This is a genomic window from Paenibacillus alba, assembly GCF_013204855.1.
GTDB classification, from domain to species: Bacteria; Bacillota; Bacilli; order Paenibacillales; family NBRC-103111; genus Paenibacillus_E; species Paenibacillus_E alba.
Genome location: NZ_JABMKZ010000034.1, coordinates 33,336 through 53,322, shown reverse-complemented (window position 1 = coordinate 53,322; position 19,987 = coordinate 33,336). Strand labels below are relative to the sequence as shown.

Sequence of the window (19,987 nt, the reverse complement as noted above, 5' to 3'; positions counted from 1 at the left end):
GTTTACCTCCTAGAGCTTCAATTCAGGCACATCCAACCAACATCGCTTTTGCCATGAAAGCAGGGCAAGCTCGGACAATTGCGTTCCCTTGGCACCTTCTAGCAGATCCCAAGGAAATGGTTGATCCTCATGAACGTGCTTCAGAAACATTTCCCATTGTATTTTGAATGCGTTATCAAAATGTTGGTTATCCGGTACCTCACTCCACAACTCCCTGAAATTGAACGGATTCGGAATGTCCGGATTCCAAACAGGCTTACATGTATTCACCCGGTGCTGCACCTTGCAATCACGCAAGCCCGCAACTGCACTGCCTTCCGTACCGTCGACCTGAATCGTCAGTAAATCCTCACGGTTCACACGAACCGCCCAAGAGGAATTAGCCTGCACCACAATGCCCCCGTCCAGCTCAAACGTTGCATACGCCGCATCGTCCGCTGTGCTGGCATAGCTTTTCCCGTTCTCATCCCATCGCTGTGGAATATGGGTTGCTCCCAGACAAGAGACGCTGCGAATCTTCCCGAACAAATGATCGATCACATAGCGCCAGTGCGCGAACATGTCCACGATAATGCCGCCGCCATCTTCCTTTCGGTAATTCCAGGATGGACGCTGCCCTGGCTGCCAATCTCCTTCAAACACCCAGTAGCCAAACTCCATCCGTACAGATAAAATCTGACCGAAGAAACCGGCATCGATCAGCCTTTTCAGCTTCAACAGCCCTGGTAGAAAGAGCTTATCCTGCACAACACCGTTTCTCACCCCGGCATCCTTGGCCAGACGTGCCAGTTCCAAGGATTCCTCCAAAGTAGCGGCTGTAGGCTTTTCACAATAAATATGCTTGCCTGCTGCAATTGCCTTGCGAATGCTATCTACGCGAAAGCTCGTCATTTGCGAATCAAAATAAATCTGGTCACGCTCATCTGCCAAGCATTCATCAAGGTTCGTGCTCCAACGCGCAATGCCATGCGTCTTCGCCAACGCTTGCAGCTTATGCTCTTGCCGTCCAACCATAATCGGATCGGGCATTAGCACGTCCCCATTCGCAAGCTTCACCCCGCCCTGATTGCGGATTGCCATGATAGAACGGATCAGATGCTGGTTGGTTCCCATCCGGCCAGTGACTCCGTTCATGATGATTCCGATTGTATGTTCTGTCATTTGTAGTTCCCCTTTCATTGCCTGCAAGCAAAGGAATATTCTTATCATAAGTCAGTTAAAGCGAACACGTCTTATGCATATAGGAACTGCATTCTTTATAATGGAAGTTGATTTTATCCCGTTTTCAGACGGCTGATCATGCAGTTTCCCCATCTTTCTGATTGTCCTCCAATTAGGGTGATCTGTATCCTCTGTGGGAGCCCAGAAGTCGGTTAACAGTGATTAGTATAGTTAATAGTTAATGTGGTTAAATAAAATGGGCTAGTAGTGGGAACAACGCTTCTGCACTGGATATTTTTCCTTTTCATTGGATTTTGTGCAGTGAAATCAGCCCTCAAAGGGCTGAGTGCCAGCTTTCATTGGAATTAATCCAATGAAAATATCCATTAAACTTCAAAGTGTCAGCTTGTTAGATTATGCATTGGAGTTTATCCAATGAAATCCACCATTAAGCTGCTAAAACTAGCTTCCATTGGAATTAATCCAATGAAACAAGCCCTTCCTCTGAAGCCCTCTCAAGAATGGGGCCATCCTGCTTTCCAGAATGGCAAACAGAATGGCAAAAAAAAGATCGCCCTCCACTCAGCTGGGTAGGCTAATGGAGCAAGCGATCTTTATGACTAAATAGGGTTCTGTCCTTGGCAATACCTACTGAATGACGATACTATCCAGATTCGGCGCGCTGCCTGTATTATTATAAAATTTAATCGTATTATTCCCTGCATTGAGCTGAATGGAGATCGTCGTATTGTAAGTCGTGCTCCAAGAGGTGCCCGTTAATGGATAAGCTGTTCCAGAACCGCCGTTAATGCTTATATAATAGGTCTTGGTATTGTTGGTTAAATAATTGATTTTCATCGAATAAGTCCCTGCCGCTGCGACGTTGACATTGGCAAAGGTAACATAATTCGTCGTGCCGTTTCCAATATTATTGACCGCATTGCCTGCGGAGCAATAAGAACAACTGGCAATACCTACTGTACCGCTCAAGGTTGCCGCTTCCGCCTCATAATTAGTTGGCGTTGGTGTCGGGGTCGGTGTTGGTGTTGGTGTCACCGTAGGAGTCGGTGTTGCCGTAGGAGTTGCAGTTGGCGTTGGCGTCGGTGTTGGTGTAGATGTGCCAATGGTAATCTGGTATTTTTGATTGTAATCCGCGCTGAATGTAATATTGCCTCCACTTACTGTCGGTGTAAATGCGCTTCCGCTAGGATTTCCATTGGAGTCAAGCGGTTGTACACTTGGTGTACCGCTGCTCCATGGATTTTTAATCGTGACAGGCAAAGTGATTTGCTGCTTATTCACATTATTAATTTGAATACTGCTTACGGCACCGCTTGATAACGCGCTCGATACCTCGAAGCCGCCTTTGGCTAGGAGCCGCTTAAAGGAAGCGTCATTGCTCGTCGGCCAATCGGGAAACAGCTTGATCACGCCGTTCTCCGTTTGCATCAGCATCGAATTCACACCTTCAATGGCTCCCGATGTCTCGATACCGCCTCCGCCTTCAAATGCGGTCACATTGCTTGCTCTCCACAGCTTGGTTGAAGTCGTGTTCGTCAGAGAAGCCTTGAACTTATTCAACAAATCCGCCGCAGGCCAGCCTAACCTTGCCGCAATCGGCCAAACTTTCGGGAAGCCGTTATGGTTGCTGTATCCCGTTAAAGTCCACGGATGCATATAGCTTAGCGTATTTGTAGCGGTTTGTTTGTAAGCCGTGTCGGTGCTGACATAAGATTCTCCTGGAAAAACAGAGCCTTCCAATTGAACCGGCTGTCCATCAACGTAGATGTATGCCGGAGCAGCATCGTTAGGTCCCATAACTTCCATTAACACATAAACCGGTGTATTCGCTACCCCGTTCACGGTGAAATTCTGGGTAGGGTAAGCCGCGATATGATCACGCAAGTCCTGCCATTTAGGTACAAGGTTAGCGTCCACTCCCAATGTTTGACTCGCATCAATCAAGAATTGGGAATATCGTTTGATAAAGCCAATGTCGATGGCAGGATTCAAATCGTCTCCGCCTTCATGTGCCGAGCTATGCTGGATATCATATTTATAATTCCCGCCGCCTAGATCCACTTTCGTTACATAGTCCAGAAAGAACGCTTCAATATTTTTGGCAAGCGGATATAACGTATTTTGCAAATAAGTTTTATCCCCGGTGTATTCGTAATACCAGATTAAAGGCATCACCGCAAAACTGCCGTCGGACTTCTGGTCTTGAAGTTTCGTCCAATCCTTGGATGAAGCGGGCGAATTAATGGACGGCGCATTTGTAATTAAATTGTAAGGAGCAAGGCTCCTTTGATACAAAATACCTTTATAGCCCGCCGATGCCGTTTTATTTTGCTGAAATGGCGATTCTTTCACAATCACGTTGCTATAAGGCAATACCGAATCCGAGCGGTTGCTGGAAAATGCTCCATAATACAGCGCCTCCGCATTGTAATTCAAGAAATATCTACCGCCCCAATTAGGTATATCGTTGGTTATCCAGTTGCCCCAAATCGACGGCGGCGCAACGCTGTTCACTCTGCTGGAAGCACCCAATACATATAGTGCGCCAAAATAAAATTTATTCATGACGCTGTCATTCAGGTTCACATAGGATTTCATCCAGAAGTCCTTCCACCAGGTTTGGTGTTCGGCTTTCAGCGTTGTGATATTCGCTGCGGTTAAGGCATTCACGCCATTGATTGCATTATTCTTCACGGTAGTTAAAGATGGAGCCGCACTGCCGATACCGATGCCGCTTTTGATAGTCGTAATAAGCTGCACCGTTGTCCCCGGACTCAAAGTAAACGTTCCTTTGGCATCCGCTGAGCCGTCAGTCGTACCGCTGAAGGAGGCGCCCAACAGCTTTGTAGCTACGGCAATTCGCGACTTATAGTCGGTTGCGCCATTCAAATTGTTCTCGCGCGAGACCCAAAGCACTCCGCTCGTAATCCCGCTTGAATAGGGATACGTACTGTTATTGTCCTGTGAGACGTTGGATATCGTAATTTTATCCGGCACCCATAAATCCGCGTTTATCGTGACAGCGCTGCTCCCAGCTGGACTTGATAACTCGGTAACGAACACGTCGTCCGAATCCGCCGTCCATGAGGTCATCGTTACGGTCGTACTGCCGAACTGCATGTTCGTGATGACTTGTGCGTTTTGAATATCCTGTTTCATGCTATAGACCGAAGCTGGATTCGTGCCTGCTGTAGGAGAATTGATCGTTAATCCGCCGGCGGACAAGATAGACGGCTGCCATGAAGGAGAATTGGCCGTATCCGTCGGATTCTTAATGGCATTCCCCCAGAAATCGTTCTTGCCAAAATAAAATTTCTGGCTGCTGACGGTATCACCAGCCACCACACCGATATTACCGTTACCTAGAAGCTGGCCCGGCGAGTAATTTTTCGTTTGCACGCCGCTAATCGGTGTAGTAACGGTTGGTGAAATGCCAGAGAGCAGGCTCTGAATCGCCGCCCAGTCATCCGCTTGCTCGGACGCAAATGCTGTAGTCGGACCACTTAATCCTGTCGGTAGTGCAACCGACAACACAAACACCAACAATAACCCCCAGACATAGCCTTTTTGACTTGATTTGAACGTTAACATTCTTAAAGCACCTCCTACTTCATATTTTGGAAGTTCTTCTAAGATAGTGTTTACAGATTAATGGGATATGAACTCCCTTATTTAACAATAGGTTAAATAATTAATTTAAGCTTCCTAAAATCAGAAATTTGTTATTAAAAACAGCGCACGTTTTATCGATCACCCTTCATACTAAAACCTGTTCATTTCTGGACCGTACCCGATGAACGACCCGGTATTGGTTTGGCGACATCTGGATATAATTTTTGAACATTCTGTAGAAGCTGGATAAGGTCTCAAAACCCACCTCAAAGCAAATGCAGACAATTTCCTTGTCCGTTTCGACAAGCATTTTTTTGGCCATTTCGATTCGGACCTCAGTCAAATATTGAATCGGCGTAATCGAATACTGCTTTTTAAAAATATTGTTAACATGCCTGGTACTCATGCCCAATTTGACGGAAATATCGTTCGAATGCATAATTTCAAAGTAATGCGAATCAATATACAGACGCAGCTTCTCCGCACGCAAGCTGTCCGCATCTATAACGTGCGAAGGCTGCTGCGCCCTTGCCAGCACAAGCAGCAGCTCGGATAATTTAAGCTTCATTGCGAGAAGATTCAGCGGATTTCCGCGTGACAACTCGAACAGCATTTTTCGCAACAGCTGTCGAAGCTCACTGCCGAGAAACGGATTCAAGCGAATCATGCTGGAGACGTTGAAAAAAACATCGAGCAGCTCTTTTTGTACGGAGATGTCCAGCAATTGTGCATCAAAGGCAAGCACGAGAATCGTCAGATTGGAATCGGATACTACCGCATGCGGCGAGAACGGGACGATAACAACGCCATGGTCCTTGTTGAAATCCAACTGCTTTCCGTCAAGTGTAAGTTGACCCTCGCCATCCAACGCATACAAAATTTCATGGAAAGGATGGTCATGCTCCATAATCACATCCCCTTCTTCATGTTTAACCTCATACAAATGAATGCCTTGGATGGAGAGATCGATCACTCTACGATTGCTCATTGCGGCGCTCCTCCCAAATCATTAGACATGTCTCGCAAAACGTGTTTTCAGCAAAGCCAGAACCTCGTCTCCGGCTTGATCCCAAATCGTTTGATTGAATATTTCAACCTCAATCGGTCCTTGGTACCCCGCCGCTTCCACCGCCTTGCGTATTCGTCTCAGCTCAATCACGCCGTCCCCCATCATCCCCCGTCCCATCAGCATATCCGGCGTAGGTACGATCCAATCAGAAACGTGAAAGCCGAGTATACGTCCGCTTGCCCTTTGAATTTGAACATACAAGTCGGGGTCCCACCATACATGAAAGACATCGATAATAACGCCAACCTGCTGCGGCGTATATTTCTCGGCCATAGCATTTGCTTGAGCTAAAGTAACGACCACGGATCGTTCTGCGGCAAACATCGGATGCAGCGGCTCGATCCCCAATCGAATTCCATGAGACTGAGCAAAAGGGACAAGCTGAGCAATGCCTTCCTCCACCCATTGCCGGGCGCTGTCTATATCCCGGTCAGGAGCAGCCCCGCAAACCAGCACCAACACCTCCGCACCTAGCTCTGCAGCTTCTTCGATCGCACGGCGATTATCATCTAGCTTGTTCCGACGCTCATCCGCACTCGCTGCCGGAAACATTCCCCCTCGGCATAGGCTGGATACGCTTAAACCGGCGTCCCGTACTAACCGCTTGCTTTCAGCAAGGCCGGTTTCGGCTACTTTGTGCCGCCATAAGCCGATCCAAGGAATATCGGCTCGGGCGCTTCCCTCTACCGCTTCTTTCAAGCTCCAGCGCTCTGTTGTGATTTGATTTAAACTAAGACGCTCCCCTGCATCAAATGATTCCATTGATTTTCCCTCCTATGGACAATTTTTTCCACTGCGACACTCTGCTCCTTTGGAATCAGCCTTTCACCGCACCTGAAAGCATGCCTGACACAATATAGCGTTGCCCAAATAAGTACACGATGACAATCGGCAGCGTGGTCAGCACAATTGCCGCGCATACTAAATTCCAGCTGGATATGTAGGTGCCATAAAAGTTATAAACGGCCAGTGTCATCGGGTTGTTCGTCGATTTGTTAAATACATACAGTGGCAGGATAAAGTCATTCCAAGCATTCATGAAATTAATCAGCAGTGAAGTAATCGTCACCGGCATAAGCAGCGGATATTGAATCCGAAAAAAAAGCTGCCACGCGTTGCTGCCATCAATCACCGCCGATTCGTCCATTTCTCGTGGAACCGAATGAATGAATCCGTAATAGAGAAAGACGGTGAACGGTATCATCAATGCCGAATAAAGTAAGATGATTCCTTGAAACGTGTTCATGATGTGCAAGGTCTGCATAATCTTAATCGTAGGTATCATGTTGATAGGCGCGATCAAACCGACGATAAAATAGTAATACAGCATTTTATTCACCTGTGTTCTTCTTCTGGACAGAACAAAAGCCCCCATGGCGGACGCGATATTCGTAAGCAAAACCGAACCGACGGTAATGATCATACTGTTTTTAAAAGCGCGGATCATTTTCCCTTCTTTTATAACTGTCGCGTAATTATTAAATTGAATGTGTTTGGGAAAGCTGAGATTCATTGAATCCGCTTCCGCCGATGTTTTCACGGAATTAATAACGACCAAAAATAAAGGAATTAAAATGACCAACGTGAGCAGCCATACCGAAACTTCCTTGACAATTCTCATTCGCTAACCTCCGACCGCCTGGACAGCAGGCTTAGCGTGGAGAGCGCAATTAAGGTGGTCATTAAAAACAGGATAATACCGATGGCCGTTGCTGAGCCGTAACGCCCGGAAGAAAACTCTCTAAAAACAGCGGTGTTCAGAACCTCCGTCGTATTGCCGGGGCCACCTTTGGTAAGGACAAAGATGAGATCAAATACCTTAAAGCCGTTGATGAGATTCAATATCAAATTAATCGTAATCGCAGGCATGATAAGGGGCAGTGTAATATGAATGAGCTGCTGCCATTTGCTTGAACCGTCTATGGAAGCCGCTTCGTAATAAGAGCGCGAGATGGTTTGCAGGCCGGCCAAATAAATAATCATATTAAAGCCGATAAACTTCCATGTTTCTACCGAAACAACGGAAAGCATGGCGAATTTTACATCTACCAGCCAAGCATGCTTCCAACTCTCCAGTCCGATATAACCTAGAAAATTGTTGATTAAGCCGTGGCTCGGATCGAATACCGAGGAAAAAATCAACCCGATTATTAGAGGAGAGATCGTGACGGGCAAATAAAAGATCGATCGGAGCACATTTTTCGTGCGCAGACCTTCGTTCAACAGCAGAGCTAAAGATAAGCCCAACAAATTTTTCAACAGTGTAGTCGACAGCGCAAATTCAAAGGTGTGTGCAATGTATTCCCAGTAAAGCGCGCGATCTTTCAACATATCCCTGAAATTATCCAGCCCGATGAAGCGCATGTTTTCGTTATACGTATTCCAGTCGGTCAGAGCGTAATAAAAGCTGAATAAACTTGGGGTAAAGTACAAAAGTGTATAAATGCCTACCGGTAATATTAGAAAATATAAAGGGTAAATCTTCTTAGTATTCATATCTCCCCTACTCCATCCAATTATTTGGCAGTTGCCTTGAAAGATTTTTCTCTGTTGTCGTCCAATTTTTTCAAGACATCTAACGGTGTTAATTTGCCAAACAACATGTCTTGCATTGCCTTGGCGATGATAGCCCCTGAATCCCCGTAGAATTTGACGGAATCGTTTAAATCAATAAGCTGAGAGCTGGCAATGGACTGTACGCTTTGCAGAGCTTGCGTTGCAGGTGCAACTTCTATGCCCTTAAAGGAAATCGGGCCTAAATCTTTGCGCTCCGAATAGTATGCTTTTAAATTGTCCTGACTGGATAGGAAAGCGAAATATTGACGAATCGAATCGATGTTTTTCGTTTCTTTATTCACAACACGGATAATCCCGCCGGCAGAGTGGCCGAATGTTGTATTGTCACCCATTGGAACCGGGAACATCTTCCATTTATCCGCACCCGAATTCGGGAACTTCGCCAATACTTCCTGTTGGTAGGTCGTATAGACGAGGTCCATCGCGTATTTTCCAGAACCCATAGCTTCATAACCTTTGGTCCATTCGTTCGATAAAGCGTCTTTGCCGAAGTAGCCCTTTTTGTTCATTTCATTGTACTGACCCAGACCGGTTGCCAACACCTTGCTGTCGGCAAATTTCCCCGTATTGTTATTCAATTTGTCGATGAATCCTGGATCTTCTTTGACCGCAGCTCCAGCCAATTCCTGCAGCCAGATAGGCAGATGCCATTCATCTTTGGCATTTTCAAAAATCGGTGTGATGCCATTCTTTAGAAGCGTATCGCAAATTTGCATAAACTCAGCATACGTTTTTGGCGGTTGCAAGTTGTACTTCGCAAAAATATCCGTATTGTAAAGCAGGCCCCATCCATCAACAGACCATGTGTTGAATCCATAGATCTTGCCGCCAATGCTTGCTCCCGCTTTGGCCCAATCTGTATAATTGGCTGCCCAAGGTTCGTTCGACAAGTCCATAAAATTCTTTTCCGGCTGAAAGCTGTCAATTCCGATGCCGCTCGCCATATAGAGGATGTCCGGCGCTTCCTTAGTCGCAATCTTGGTTTTGAGAATATTGATATATTGATCATCTGGATTCACCTGAAAATCAATTTTTATGCCGGTTTTTTGTGTGAATTGATCAGCAAGCTTACGGTCAATGTCTTTAATCCAGTTTTGAGAAGCACCGACTGTAATCGTTACATCCTTTTTGGCTGCCTCCGGCTTTGCTGTTGGAGCTTGCATTGCTGCTGTACTTTCTGCTGGTTTCACTGAGCTTGCTGCATCTTTGGAACTGCTGCCGCAGCCTGACAGCACAAGTGCTAATGTCGATATACAGGTAAGCATCACTAGAAGAGATTTTTTCAATGTTCATTCCCCCTAAGCTTTTTTCAGACTAATTCTCGTCTGCCTCTGAATTATAAAGCGTTTTCATTTTATGATCGATGCACAAAATGCGCTAGTTGCGATGGACTTTTTTCACCTTATTATTCACCTTGCAGCTTCATTCCCTCACTGTAGTCCGATAGATTTTGTCCAGTCATATTCTTGAAGATGCGGCTGAAATAATGCGAATCTGGGTAACCAACGATTGCTCCAATTTCCTTAAAACTTAACTCTGGATGCTGCTGTATCAAGCGCTTGGCCTCGTCCATACGCAGCGAGATTAAGTATTTAATTGGTGTCATATGCTTGTATTTTTTGAAAATTTTCGTTAAGTAGGAGGAGTCGAAATTGAATTTTGCCGCAATATCCTCCAGCGTGATCGGATGGGCAAAGTTTGTCTTCAAGTAGCTCTCGATTGAATAGGTCAACTCCTCAGCGCCTTCCGAAACATGCTCCTCATTTAGAAAGGCTGTGTTTTCTAAAAGGGTCAGAATTCTCTCGGAAATGCTCGGGAAATCGGCAGCCGTATAGAGGGTATTCAGCATATCGTACTCCAGATGGAATATTTCCTCATGAGAGAAATGAATCGCCTGCTGATGGACAATTTGAATGAGATGCTGCAATTTTTTCTCGATCCATTTTTGCGGGTAAGCTTCCACGGTCCAATGCTCGAATAAGCTGCGCAGCTCCTTGTTGAAGTTCACTCTCTTATTTCCTTGAATGAAAGAGACCAGCTTGTGCTGGGTGTTGGGCTCGATCCATGCCGACGGTAAATCCCTTACTTTGCCGGTGTTCGAGAAGATAGCCGACCTACCGGGAGCGAGCCCTCTTTCCATGGCGACTCTCAATCCTTGTGAGGTGCTCCACAATTTCTCCAGTTTTGCAGGCTCCGCTGCATGAACGATGGTGACGGGATAAGGCTCTACTTGCTCGCGAACCGCTGCCTGCAAAGCATCAGCACAAACAAGAGGCTGCTGCATGAACGCTTCCTCTGTTTTGATTACAAGATACTTGCCGTGGAAGGGTAGTTGGTCCAGCAGCCACCAGTCTTCTGCGTCTCCAAGCAAGGTCGGAATGGCATTGCTTCTGTTCACCTTCATCCATAAATGATCAAAAAATCCGGCTAGTCCAGACGAATACGAAGCATTCGCCAAATGCCCGATTTGAATTAGAAAAAGCTGAAAAACACTGTCTTGCAAAGCTGCATGCTGTGGAAGGATCTCTCCTGTTTGAAGAGCGGATTGCACTTGTTCCTTTTCGGAGTATGCCTTTTCTTGATCTAGCTGAGCGCATATGCGGGATAACGTTTTTTTAATATCATCAGCATCGAGCGGCTTAAGCAGGAAGTCTCTGGCTCCGTAGCGGAGCGCCTGCTGGGCGTAATCGAATTCGTCATGCCCGCTGATGACAACAATCTGAATACGTGGATATTTGCTGGAAACCTGCTCAATCAATTCAATTCCGTTCATCTGCGGCATTTGAATGTCCGTAAATAGCACCTGCGGCTGCAAGGCTTCAATCACATCCAAAGCTTCTTTTCCGTTCTCAGCATACAGGATTTCAAACTTATCCGTGGCATTTTCAATTTTCGTGGCGATATTTCTCATGATCAGGGGTTCGTCTTCCGCTATAAGAATTCGGTAGGACCCCTTCGTGTTTGCTCTCATCCTGCCAACTCCTCCTCTGATGGTTTAGAACCCTGGTCCGATTGCTGGATCAAGCCGCCTATCATAATCCATGCTCCGCCTTCCGGGTGGTTAGTGGCTTCAAAAATGGCTTCATCTCCGTACAAAAGCTGTAATCTTTCGGCGATGTTCTTAAGCCCCAACCCTTTTCCCTGTGATTCCTGGGCATACAAATTCAGCTTTGGCTGGGACAAGGCTTGCAGCGCTTCAGGGGTAAAGCCTCCGCCGTAATCGCGGATATGGATCGTCCATTTCTCCCCATCCGTTCTTCCGGTCAGTTCGATCTTCCAAGGCGGCGCCACATGAATGCCGTATTTCATACAGTTTTCCACGATCGGTTGAATGATTAGAATCGGTACGGCAACCTCCATCATGGCTGGATCCACATCGATTTGAAATTTTAGCTTATCCCCATATCGAATCTGCATCAAAGTCAAATAGCTCGCGGCATATGCCACTTCATCCGACATGGTTACGTTCCTCGCGTGATTGGATAAGATGTAGCGCAGCATTTTCGAGAGATGCTTGCATACCTTTACGATATCGTGATCCTCTTTCTCCTCGGCCATGATGCTAATCAGCGTAATCGTGTTATAGAGAAAGTGAGGATTCATCTGCGACTGCAAGGCAACCATTCGGGCCTGCATTTCCTGCGAACGCGATTGGATGACTTCTTCAATAGAATCCTGCAGTCGAATGCACATTCGTTTGAATGACGTATTCAGAATATCCAGTTCATTCAAGCTGGTATTGCTTTCGATCTGTGATGACGGCAGCAGCGTATCAACCCGCAGTGCGCGGATGGACTTGTGCATTTCCTTAATAGGCAGCGTCAACCCCCTCGCAACGAAGAACGAGACGATTAAGGTAACCAGCAGCAAGCCGAATACAGCGATAAACATCGAATTGCGAAACGTCTCAACAGGCTGCAGCAGCACATTTTCCGACTCTACGGCCACGACAATCCAATCGGTGTAGTTCGAATGCGTATAAGCCATAATTTCACGCTGCTTATTAAGCGGGTTGTTAATCGTTGATGTGCCAGTCGCCAGATTCTCTCTTTGCAGCTGCTTCCAATAGAACTCCGGATAAGCATTGGGCTGATTGCTATAAGGATAGATCAGATTCCCTGCCTGATTATAAATATAAATCGATTTATTTACACTAGCCCCCCCATTAGGCTCAGCCATAAGCTTTCCGATCAAATTAGCCATAACGCTGTAGCTTTGTTGAATTTCCAGGATGCCCTGCTGCTTTCCGCCCAAAGCCCACGAGAAGACGCGAGCCAAAGAAATAACCGTCTTGCCCGAGCTGTCCCAATCATCTGAATGAGGGGGTGAAATTACCTTAGCACCGTCGGCAGCAAGTGTATCTTTGACCCATGTAATATTGTTCATCTTCCCACCTGGGTAAAGCTTGCTGACGGAATTATTGCCAGTTCCAAAAAAACGCCCATTCATATCAAAAAGATTAATTTGCCAATCCAATTGAATCGGCCCCATAATCGAAAAAATATAATCGTTCATTTTTCTAACATTGTAAGAGGAAATCGTCGGATCGACCGGATTATCTTCTTCAAAAAATAATTGCTTGATGTCGTCCGAGAAAATGACCTTCACAGCAGCGTTGTCGATGTTTTGAATTAGCGAATCGAGCTGTGTGGAAATATATGTCGTCGATTGAAAAATAGATTCCGAATCTCTTTTACTTAAAATGTCCGACACATAGTAATAAAATGAAATAGCTGCAATGGCTACGATGGCCGTGATGAGGATGGAATACGTTACGAATAACTTGAATTGAATGGACCTGAACTTAAGCATCGACACCATCCTCCCCTTCTTTCATACCGCCTTTAAACTGATTTTCACACAAAAAAGGATAAACTTGCAAGGCTTATTCACAGTGAAAAAAGTCCACAGCAAGGAAACGTTTTTGTCCATTGCACTCGTCGTGCGAAAAGGCTACCGATGACCGGCAGCCATGAGCTATCGTTTATTCAGCTAAAGTTTCCATCGAGCGAGACAAGTTACCGATTGATTTTCTTCCTTAGTAAATAACCACTAATAAACACTAAGAGAACCGCGAGAACATATGGAAAAAAGTCGATCCCATTATACCTGTCCCCAGCATATTCACCGCCATAAGTTGCTTTAATATACAAGCCCTTATCATCTTTAATGGCGATTGCTTCATTTACTTCAATGCCAATAATTTCGTAATATCCAGTCCCCTTTGCCCAATCTGCAGAAACTACACCGACAAATAAACTTGAAGAAATGAAAAAAGCAAAAATTAGGCTTATTTTAAGTCGCATTTTTCTCCTCTACACAATTCCAATATTTGTATAAGTGTTAGACGATTTTAATTATAAATGGTTGCACTATTATTCTGTCCGTTAGCAGAATCTTCTGAACCGCCTCTACGGTTACCTATAGCGATCAGCAACGTTTACAAGGTTTTTGACACCTTGCTGCAATTGTTTCTCATTGATAAAAGAATAACTCAAGCGAATCTGAGATTGCATTTTCCTTAGCGGATCGCAAATGATACCTGGAACGAAGGAGATAGATTGCTGCATGCATGCTTTCAAGAACTGTTCAACAGGAATAACTTCTGGTAATTTAATCCATAAATTAAGTCCTCCTCTTGGGCTGACCCAATTCCAACCGGTAGGAGTCAACTCCTTCTCCATAATATCCCTTCTGACTTGGAGAGCAATACGCAGCTTCTCTATATGTTGCTGCAATCGCTCCGATTGAAAGTAGTGGAGAAAGATTTTCTGATTGACTAACGGTGACCCGTTGTCTGCTAGCGACTTTGCTGTAAGCAGCAGTTTCATTACGGATGGACTCGCTATGATAGCACAAATTCGCAAACCTGGCGCCACATATTTACTGAAACTGCGGAGATAAACGACCCATCCCTCCGTATCATAAGTAAACAAAGGCTGTGGAGGCGGTCCATCAAAATACATGTCGTGAAATGCATCGTCTTCAATTAGCAAGCACCGGTACCGTTCAGCCAATTCAACAAGTTGCTTTCGTTGGGATGAGGGAACTGTATACCCCGTCGGATTATGAAAGGTGGGGTTCATATAAAAAAATCGCGGTTTATACTTCTTCATTAACATCTCGACATTCGCTATATCATAGCCATGCGGGTGAATGTCGACAGGAACAAACCGTGCTCGCTGTTGGCGGAAAATATCAATCGCTGCACTATACGTCGGACGCTCTATCATAACAGCATCCATCGGGCTAATGAATATGCGTGATAATAAATCTATGGCCTGCTGCGCTCCAGTTGTAATCATGATATCGCTTGTACGGAGCTGAATATGGTGATTCTGCATCATATAGTGGCTAAGAACTTCGCGAAGCTCCTCGTCCCCTTGAACGGTAGAGTATGTGCCCATTAATTTGGGATACATGTCAAACACTTTCTTTACATATTCAGAAAGGAAAAGATTCGGAAGCAAATTCGGATCGATCAGTGCTTGGGAGAACTGATCGACTACGGATACTCGTTGTATGTCAGATAAGGAGTTTATTAGCTTCCCGGTGACTACAATCGGCTGATCCTCCCCATACTCCAATACAACTCGATCAGGAACATTCGGATTTACATAATAACCGGATTTCTCCTTCACATAGACCTTCTCGTTGTGTTTCAGCATCTGATACGCCCGAAATACCGTTAGTCGGTGTACACCTAGCTCCTCGGCAAGTTGACGAATGGAAGGCAGCTTCTCATATGCCTTCCATTCTCCATGCTCAATGCGATGGATAACGTAATCATACACTTGTTTGAAAAGTCGTTTTCCGTCATCTGCAGCCATTTCCTTTTCATTCATCTGTTCTACTCCCATCATCTGTTCTGTGATCTATCTAGTATGATACTAACTAAGAGGGGGAACATCCATGATTATTTTTAATTACTTACTCGTATGTCTGATTTTTTCCACAACCTTTTTGGCAATTAAAATTGGTGTTGATGCATCCGCACCACCTTTTTTTTCTGCGGGGGTCCGTTTTTTTGTCGCTGGCTTGGTTTTATTATGTTGGATGGTACGTAGGAGGAAAGCCAGCTTCTCTATGCTATTCCGTAAAGAAATGTTTTTTACAGGAATCGGGATGACGTTTGCTACTTTTTCCACCTTATACTGGGCGGAGCAATATGTCTCCTCTGGCATCGCTGCCGTACTGTCAGCTACGGGGCCGATCATGATACTCTTTATACAGACCTTTGTGATGCGGCAAAAGACGACACCTTCAACCGTATTAGGTTGTATAATCGGATTTTCTGGAGTCGTCTTGTTACTTCTTCCGAAACTTACAGTAACATCAAATCTATGGTGGCTGATGGGCAGCGTTGCCATATTAATCGGGGAGTTCTGCTATTGTTCATCTGCCTTGTACTCCAAAAGAGTCATTCAACGCTTCTCGCAGGAATCGCCCATCGCGCTAAATTCGGCCCAAATGATCTATGGGGGCCTACTTCTTCTTGTGTTGTCTTCATTCACAGAACACATTCACATCATGTCATTATTAACAATTAAAGTAACCGGATCTCTTCTTTACTTAATCGTTATTGGCTCTATGGTTGGACATAGTCTATTCTATTGGCTCGTGGCTAAGACGAATCCTTTCTTTCCATCAACTTGGCTCTATATATCGCCGCCAATTGCACTTATCATTGGTATGATATTTTATAGGGAGACAACCACTTGGGTTACAGCAGCGGGTGTATTGACGATTATCGCCGGAACCGTAATTGCAAATTGGAGTAGCTTGAAGGCATTGACTTTGAGCTCAAAGACAAGAACAAATTCATCTAAAGTTTGAAATTAAGTGGGAATACAACAATTTAGATCCCAATATTTTTAAGTAATAAAGCAGGTCGCCGCGGCGCCTGCTTTATTGGTCTTCCCTTATGAAGTTAACGTTCTGCCTTACTGCAATAAACTGTTCTGCCCATTCTAGAGGTTCATCGCAAACAAGCGCAATTCTTCATTTTTACCCGCATTTGGGGTCATACCTTCAAAATGCAGCCCCAGCTTTTCTAACAGTTTGGCCGATGCATGATTACGCTCTGTGGTAATAGCCACAATTCGTTTTATCCCTAATTCTGATTGTGCATACTCCATCACTGCGGAAGTAGCCTCAAAGGCGTAGCCTTTTCCCCAGAACATAGGAAGAAAAGCAAATCCCACATCTACAGCTTCTAAGAAATCTCTTTTGGCCAAGCCGCAGATGCCGATCGGAATACCTTCATCCTTCAACTCCGTCAAATAAAATCCGTAGCCCAACCGGGCATACGCGTCTAGAGCTACTTTTGAAATATAGTCCTGCGCTTCAACGATGGTTCTCACGCCTTTATCGCCTATGTACTGGATCCAAGAAGGATCGTTCATAAGCTCAAGCATAAAAGCCGCATCCTCAATGGTTTGGTAACGAAGAATCAGCCGTTCCGTTTCTAATACTTTCATGGTAAGTGGCTCCAATTCCATAAAATAGGATATGTATAATTGTTCAGTTAGATATGATTCTGTTTTTTAAATTCAAAAATATCATCAACAGCTTGATGATACCCACCTGATTTTCGAAAGGATTCCTTACTATTCGCAACAGCTTTCTTGAAAGATGAAATGCTTAACACACGATCTGCGGCTTCACGTAGTTGATTTGCAGTCAAGTTTTCCATTTGTAATTCAATGCCTGCTCCGATATGGGCAACTTGGTCGGCAATGATCGGCTGATCCGCGCTTTGCGGGATTACAATTAGCGGTACTCCGTAGTAGAGGCCTTCCTGAGCACTGTTCATTCCACCATGTGTAATAAATAATTTAGCGAATTGCAGGACATCTGTTTGTGGAACATAATTTTTTACGATGAAGTTTGCAGGGATTTCCCCTAGATCAGAAATTTGGGTTCTATTCCCAACAGACATGACAATGGCATGGTCCGTGTTCCCAAATGCCTCAAAACAAAGCTTATAGAAATCAATTGCTTGGTTAAAGACAGTACCCAGTGAAATGTAAATTGGGCTTTTCTCCTTGATGGCTGGAAGGTCAAAGTTTTCTTGCGTTAATCGTGAAGAAATAGATGGACCTACAAATTTGTAACTTTGATCGAAAGCTTCTCCCGATGGTTGAAACTCCCTAGTTGTATAAACGAGTGTAAGTGGTGCAGGATTACAAAACACTTCGTAAGCGGAATGGATCTCCACCCCATATTTGTCCTTCACCATCACCGTCAGGCTTTGAAAATTATCGTGTATAGGTTTAACAATTTCTGTAGGAATTTTTAGAGAAAGCTGTTCCAACATTTGATCGAATGATTCTTTGGTTTGCGCAAAAGAAGTACAGGAGTTGATGGCGGGAAGCTTAAGAATTTGCGCAAGTAAACGTCCACAACCAAACATCGAATCATGGATGATATAATCAAAATGCTCATCTTTGATCTGCTCAAGAACGCTTGGTATGACAATATCTGCCGTAAGCAAAAGACCGTTGATTCTTTCGAGTAAATAATCTCTTCCACCGGAGATAAAGGCTTTGATAAATTTTTGATCGTCAAATGTCCGTACGGAAGCCCCCGTCTTCTCCATACGCTCACGAAATGCTTCGCTAGAAAAGTACACGACCTCTTCCCCACGCGAAATAAGCTCTTGCACAACTCCAATCGTTGGATTAATATGTCCTTCTGATCCACCATTAATAAACAAAACGCGCGCCATTGCTACCCCTCCTGCCAAATTTATATCTATCTAAGAAAAGATTTATTTACCACAGCCTTCTGTTAAATTATACGTTATTTATTCTTCCAAATCATTACATTTGTGTAATTTTACCAGTATGCGCATCCTTAGTTCGATTAGCTTTAACATATTTAAGTTGAGCAACGATGATGACGCTAATGATTACCAGAAGGAACCATGAGCTGATCTTGCTGAAACTAACGAGCCGCCAAGCTTCGTGCTGATTAGGGTATTGCCAGGCATTAAAGAAAGTGGCTATATTTTCTGCTAGCCAAATGACAAAACCTACAATGAAAAAAGCGAGAGTTAAGGGCATACGATAAGTTGTAGTCCGTACCCGGTATATGATCCATGTTTTCCAGAAGACAATAAACACAAGTGCTGTTAACCACCAACGTAAATCAGGAATAAAATGATGAGTAAAAAAGTTGAAATAGATGGCTCCTCCTATCAGCAACGAAGATTTGAGCCCAGGCCAGCCAGTCATGTCCATCCGCAGTCTCCGCCACACCTGGCACATGAAGCTTGCTACACTTGCATACATAAATCCGCTATAGAGCGGAACACCGAACAATTTCGTATACCCAGGTTCTGGATATGACCATGATCCCATCCATACCTTATACACCTCCAACAGCAATCCAATGAAGTGAAAAATGCAGATGACTTTGATTTCATCACGTGTCTCTAATCCGCTGCGGAACATGAAGTATTGCACGCCAAGCAGGATAAGTAGAATAGCATCATATCGATGAATGAAAGGTACCTCTATTACGCTAGAGAGAGCTAAAGTTCCAAAGATCGCAACAGGAAAAATGCAGCTCATCGCCTGATGATAGCCAAAATGCAGTAGTTGAATGATTGGTTTCAATGAATCTGATCTCCTTCTCAAATAATCTTACGACTCGGCAATTGACACTTGCTCTTTTGTCTTAATCAAGAATAAAGGCGAAGCCCCGATTAAAAAAGAGAATTTTTTTCGCTTCATATTTCTTGTTTTCAAATAACCCGATCATTCCTTAAGTGAACGGCAAAAAACGTACTCGATCAGATCAGATCTTGATCGAGTACGTTTTTTGTTTTGAGATATTTCCGGCTTAGGAATCTGTCCCATATACTTCAAATTCATACAACGAATATCCGTAGGAAGTCCCTCTAGCTGTAGCATACAGTCTTACGTATCTGGCATTCTGAGGGGCAATTGAAATATCGTCAATCGCACCATTCCCCGTAGTTGTCGAAAAAACATCGGTCCAATTCGTAGGAGTTCCGCTATCCGTAGATACTTGAATCTTGTAGCTCTTCCCATAAGCAGCTTCCCAGGATAGTTTCACTTGACTAATCTTCTTCACAGAACCAAGATCCACATAGATCCACTGAGGATCAACCCCTTCGACACTCGCCCATCTGGTTGTTGCGTTGCCATCGAAGGCTTTTGCCGCTGTATAGCTCGTTCCTTCGTTTGAACTCGATACACCTGTCTTGTTCAGAGCTAGATTCGATGGCGGTGTCGTTCCGCTATTGGTAGTAGCAGTTGCTGTATTGCTTGCCCCGGAAAGATTGCCTGCTGCATCAATAGCTTTGACCGTATAGCTGTATGCGGTGGACGCAGTGAGTCCTGTATCACTATAAGAAGTAGTGGTTGAAGTTCCAACTTGCGTACCTGCACGATAAACTTGATATCCGGTAACGCCAACGTTATCACTTGAAGCTGACCAAGTTAAATTAATTTGACTGCTGGATGAAGCTGCTGCCGTCAAGTTCGCTGGTGCTGTAGGCGCTTGCGTATCGGGAGT

General features: G+C 44.7%; 17 protein-coding genes. 2 read left to right on the top strand and 15 right to left on the bottom strand.

The annotated features are described in order from the left end of the window. Window positions 1-9: 9 nt before the first annotated feature. Window positions 10-1,161 carry a Gfo/Idh/MocA family protein gene (locus HQN90_RS29540; RefSeq protein ID WP_173225851.1) on the bottom strand — a complete coding sequence of 384 codons (1,152 nt, stop codon included), beginning with the start codon at window positions 1,159-1,161 and terminating at the stop codon, window positions 10-12. A 435-nt stretch (window positions 1,162-1,596) separates the two neighbouring features. Here HQN90_RS29540 and HQN90_RS29535 point away from each other — a divergent pair, with 435 nt between their 5' ends. Next, window positions 1,597-1,755 carry a hypothetical protein gene (locus tag HQN90_RS29535; protein WP_173225849.1) on the top strand — a complete coding sequence of 53 codons (159 nt, stop codon included), beginning with the start codon at window positions 1,597-1,599 and terminating at the stop codon, window positions 1,753-1,755. Window positions 1,756-1,809: 54 nt separating this feature from the next. Here the strand turns inward: HQN90_RS29535 and HQN90_RS29530 are convergent, their stop codons facing one another. From HQN90_RS29530 to HQN90_RS29485, 10 genes are all read right to left on the bottom strand, one after another. Then, complete coding sequence (locus HQN90_RS29530) at window positions 1,810-4,773, bottom strand: glycosyl hydrolase family 95 catalytic domain-containing protein (protein WP_173225847.1); 2,964 nt, start codon at window positions 4,771-4,773, stop codon at window positions 1,810-1,812. 166 nt (window positions 4,774-4,939) lie between these two features. Next, window positions 4,940-5,782, bottom strand: coding sequence for an AraC family transcriptional regulator (locus HQN90_RS29525; protein WP_173225845.1), 843 nt, complete (start codon window positions 5,780-5,782; stop codon window positions 4,940-4,942). A gap of 21 nt (window positions 5,783-5,803) precedes the next feature. Beyond that, on the bottom strand, window positions 5,804-6,625 hold the full coding sequence (locus tag HQN90_RS29520) for a sugar phosphate isomerase/epimerase family protein (RefSeq protein ID WP_173225843.1): 822 nt from the start codon (window positions 6,623-6,625) through the stop codon (window positions 5,804-5,806). 55 nt (window positions 6,626-6,680) lie between these two features. Beyond that, on the bottom strand, window positions 6,681-7,484 hold the full coding sequence (locus tag HQN90_RS29515; RefSeq protein ID WP_173225841.1) for a carbohydrate ABC transporter permease: 804 nt from the start codon (window positions 7,482-7,484) through the stop codon (window positions 6,681-6,683). Then, a complete protein-coding gene (locus tag HQN90_RS29510; protein ID WP_173225839.1) occupies window positions 7,481-8,359 on the bottom strand; it encodes a carbohydrate ABC transporter permease in 879 nt (292 codons plus the stop codon). The genes HQN90_RS29515 and HQN90_RS29510 overlap by 4 nt, the downstream gene beginning before the upstream one ends. A 20-nt stretch (window positions 8,360-8,379) precedes the next feature. After that, a complete protein-coding gene (locus HQN90_RS29505) occupies window positions 8,380-9,726 on the bottom strand; it encodes an ABC transporter substrate-binding protein (RefSeq protein WP_173225837.1) in 1,347 nt (448 codons plus the stop codon). Window positions 9,727-9,845: 119 nt separating this feature from the next. Continuing rightward, window positions 9,846-11,411 (bottom strand): response regulator, encoded by a 1,566-nt coding sequence (locus HQN90_RS29500; protein WP_173225835.1) that lies wholly within the window; start codon window positions 11,409-11,411, stop codon window positions 9,846-9,848. Then, complete coding sequence (locus HQN90_RS29495; protein WP_173225833.1) at window positions 11,408-13,252, bottom strand: cache domain-containing sensor histidine kinase; 1,845 nt, start codon at window positions 13,250-13,252, stop codon at window positions 11,408-11,410. Before HQN90_RS29495 ends, HQN90_RS29500 begins: the two co-directional genes overlap by 4 nt. Window positions 13,253-13,458: 206 nt before the next feature. Continuing rightward, entirely contained in the window at window positions 13,459-13,746 is a 288-nt protein-coding gene (locus HQN90_RS29490; protein ID WP_173225831.1) for a hypothetical protein, read from the bottom strand. A 111-nt stretch (window positions 13,747-13,857) separates the two neighbouring features. Further along, a complete protein-coding gene (locus HQN90_RS29485) occupies window positions 13,858-15,285 on the bottom strand; it encodes an aminotransferase-like domain-containing protein (protein WP_246362899.1) in 1,428 nt (475 codons plus the stop codon). Window positions 15,286-15,352: 67 nt separating this feature from the next. Here HQN90_RS29485 and HQN90_RS29480 point away from each other — a divergent pair, with 67 nt between their 5' ends. Beyond that, window positions 15,353-16,276, top strand: coding sequence for a DMT family transporter (locus tag HQN90_RS29480; RefSeq protein WP_173225829.1), 924 nt, complete (start codon window positions 15,353-15,355; stop codon window positions 16,274-16,276). Window positions 16,277-16,410: 134 nt separating this feature from the next. On the opposite strand, the gene HQN90_RS29475 is transcribed toward HQN90_RS29480, so the two are convergent. The 4 genes from HQN90_RS29475 to HQN90_RS39040 form a co-directional block, all read right to left on the bottom strand. Further along, on the bottom strand, window positions 16,411-16,920 hold the full coding sequence (locus tag HQN90_RS29475) for a GNAT family N-acetyltransferase (RefSeq protein ID WP_173225827.1): 510 nt from the start codon (window positions 16,918-16,920) through the stop codon (window positions 16,411-16,413). Window positions 16,921-16,967: 47 nt separating this feature from the next. After that, the gene (locus tag HQN90_RS29470; protein WP_173225825.1) at window positions 16,968-18,170 is read right to left on the bottom strand and encodes a macrolide family glycosyltransferase; all 1,203 of its coding nucleotides are present in this window, start codon (window positions 18,168-18,170) and stop codon (window positions 16,968-16,970) included. 94 nt (window positions 18,171-18,264) lie between these two features. Next, window positions 18,265-19,062 (bottom strand): DUF817 domain-containing protein, encoded by a 798-nt coding sequence (locus HQN90_RS29465; protein ID WP_173225823.1) that lies wholly within the window; start codon window positions 19,060-19,062, stop codon window positions 18,265-18,267. Between the two features lie 226 nt (window positions 19,063-19,288). Further along, window positions 19,289-19,951, bottom strand: a complete 663-nt coding sequence (locus HQN90_RS39040; RefSeq protein ID WP_246362906.1) for a discoidin domain-containing protein — start codon at window positions 19,949-19,951, stop codon at window positions 19,289-19,291. Window positions 19,952-19,987: the final 36 nt, after the last annotated feature.

What these genes read in the sequence shown, in the direction of transcription:
- HQN90_RS29540 (WP_173225851.1), bottom strand. Translation starts at nt 1,161, where the DNA reads ATGACAGAACATACAATCGGAATCATCATGAACGGAGTCACTGGCCGG.
- HQN90_RS29535 (WP_173225849.1), top strand. Translation starts at nt 1,597, where the DNA reads ATGAAATCCACCATTAAGCTGCTAAAACTAGCTTCCATTGGAATTAAT.
- HQN90_RS29530 (WP_173225847.1), bottom strand. Translation starts at nt 4,773, where the DNA reads ATGTTAACGTTCAAATCAAGTCAAAAAGGCTATGTCTGGGGGTTATTG.
- HQN90_RS29525 (WP_173225845.1), bottom strand. Translation starts at nt 5,782, where the DNA reads ATGAGCAATCGTAGAGTGATCGATCTCTCCATCCAAGGCATTCATTTG.
- HQN90_RS29520 (WP_173225843.1), bottom strand. Translation starts at nt 6,625, where the DNA reads ATGGAATCATTTGATGCAGGGGAGCGTCTTAGTTTAAATCAAATCACA.
- HQN90_RS29515 (WP_173225841.1), bottom strand. Translation starts at nt 7,484, where the DNA reads ATGAGAATTGTCAAGGAAGTTTCGGTATGGCTGCTCACGTTGGTCATT.
- HQN90_RS29510 (WP_173225839.1), bottom strand. Translation starts at nt 8,359, where the DNA reads ATGAATACTAAGAAGATTTACCCTTTATATTTTCTAATATTACCGGTA.
- HQN90_RS29500 (WP_173225835.1), bottom strand. Translation starts at nt 11,411, where the DNA reads ATGAGAGCAAACACGAAGGGGTCCTACCGAATTCTTATAGCGGAAGAC.
- HQN90_RS29495 (WP_173225833.1), bottom strand. Translation starts at nt 13,252, where the DNA reads ATGCTTAAGTTCAGGTCCATTCAATTCAAGTTATTCGTAACGTATTCC.
- HQN90_RS29490 (WP_173225831.1), bottom strand. Translation starts at nt 13,746, where the DNA reads ATGCGACTTAAAATAAGCCTAATTTTTGCTTTTTTCATTTCTTCAAGT.
- HQN90_RS29485 (WP_246362899.1), bottom strand. Translation starts at nt 15,285, where the DNA reads ATGAATGAAAAGGAAATGGCTGCAGATGACGGAAAACGACTTTTCAAA.
- HQN90_RS29480 (WP_173225829.1), top strand. Translation starts at nt 15,353, where the DNA reads ATGATTATTTTTAATTACTTACTCGTATGTCTGATTTTTTCCACAACC.
- HQN90_RS29475 (WP_173225827.1), bottom strand. Translation starts at nt 16,920, where the DNA reads ATGAAAGTATTAGAAACGGAACGGCTGATTCTTCGTTACCAAACCATT.
- HQN90_RS29470 (WP_173225825.1), bottom strand. Translation starts at nt 18,170, where the DNA reads ATGGCGCGCGTTTTGTTTATTAATGGTGGATCAGAAGGACATATTAAT.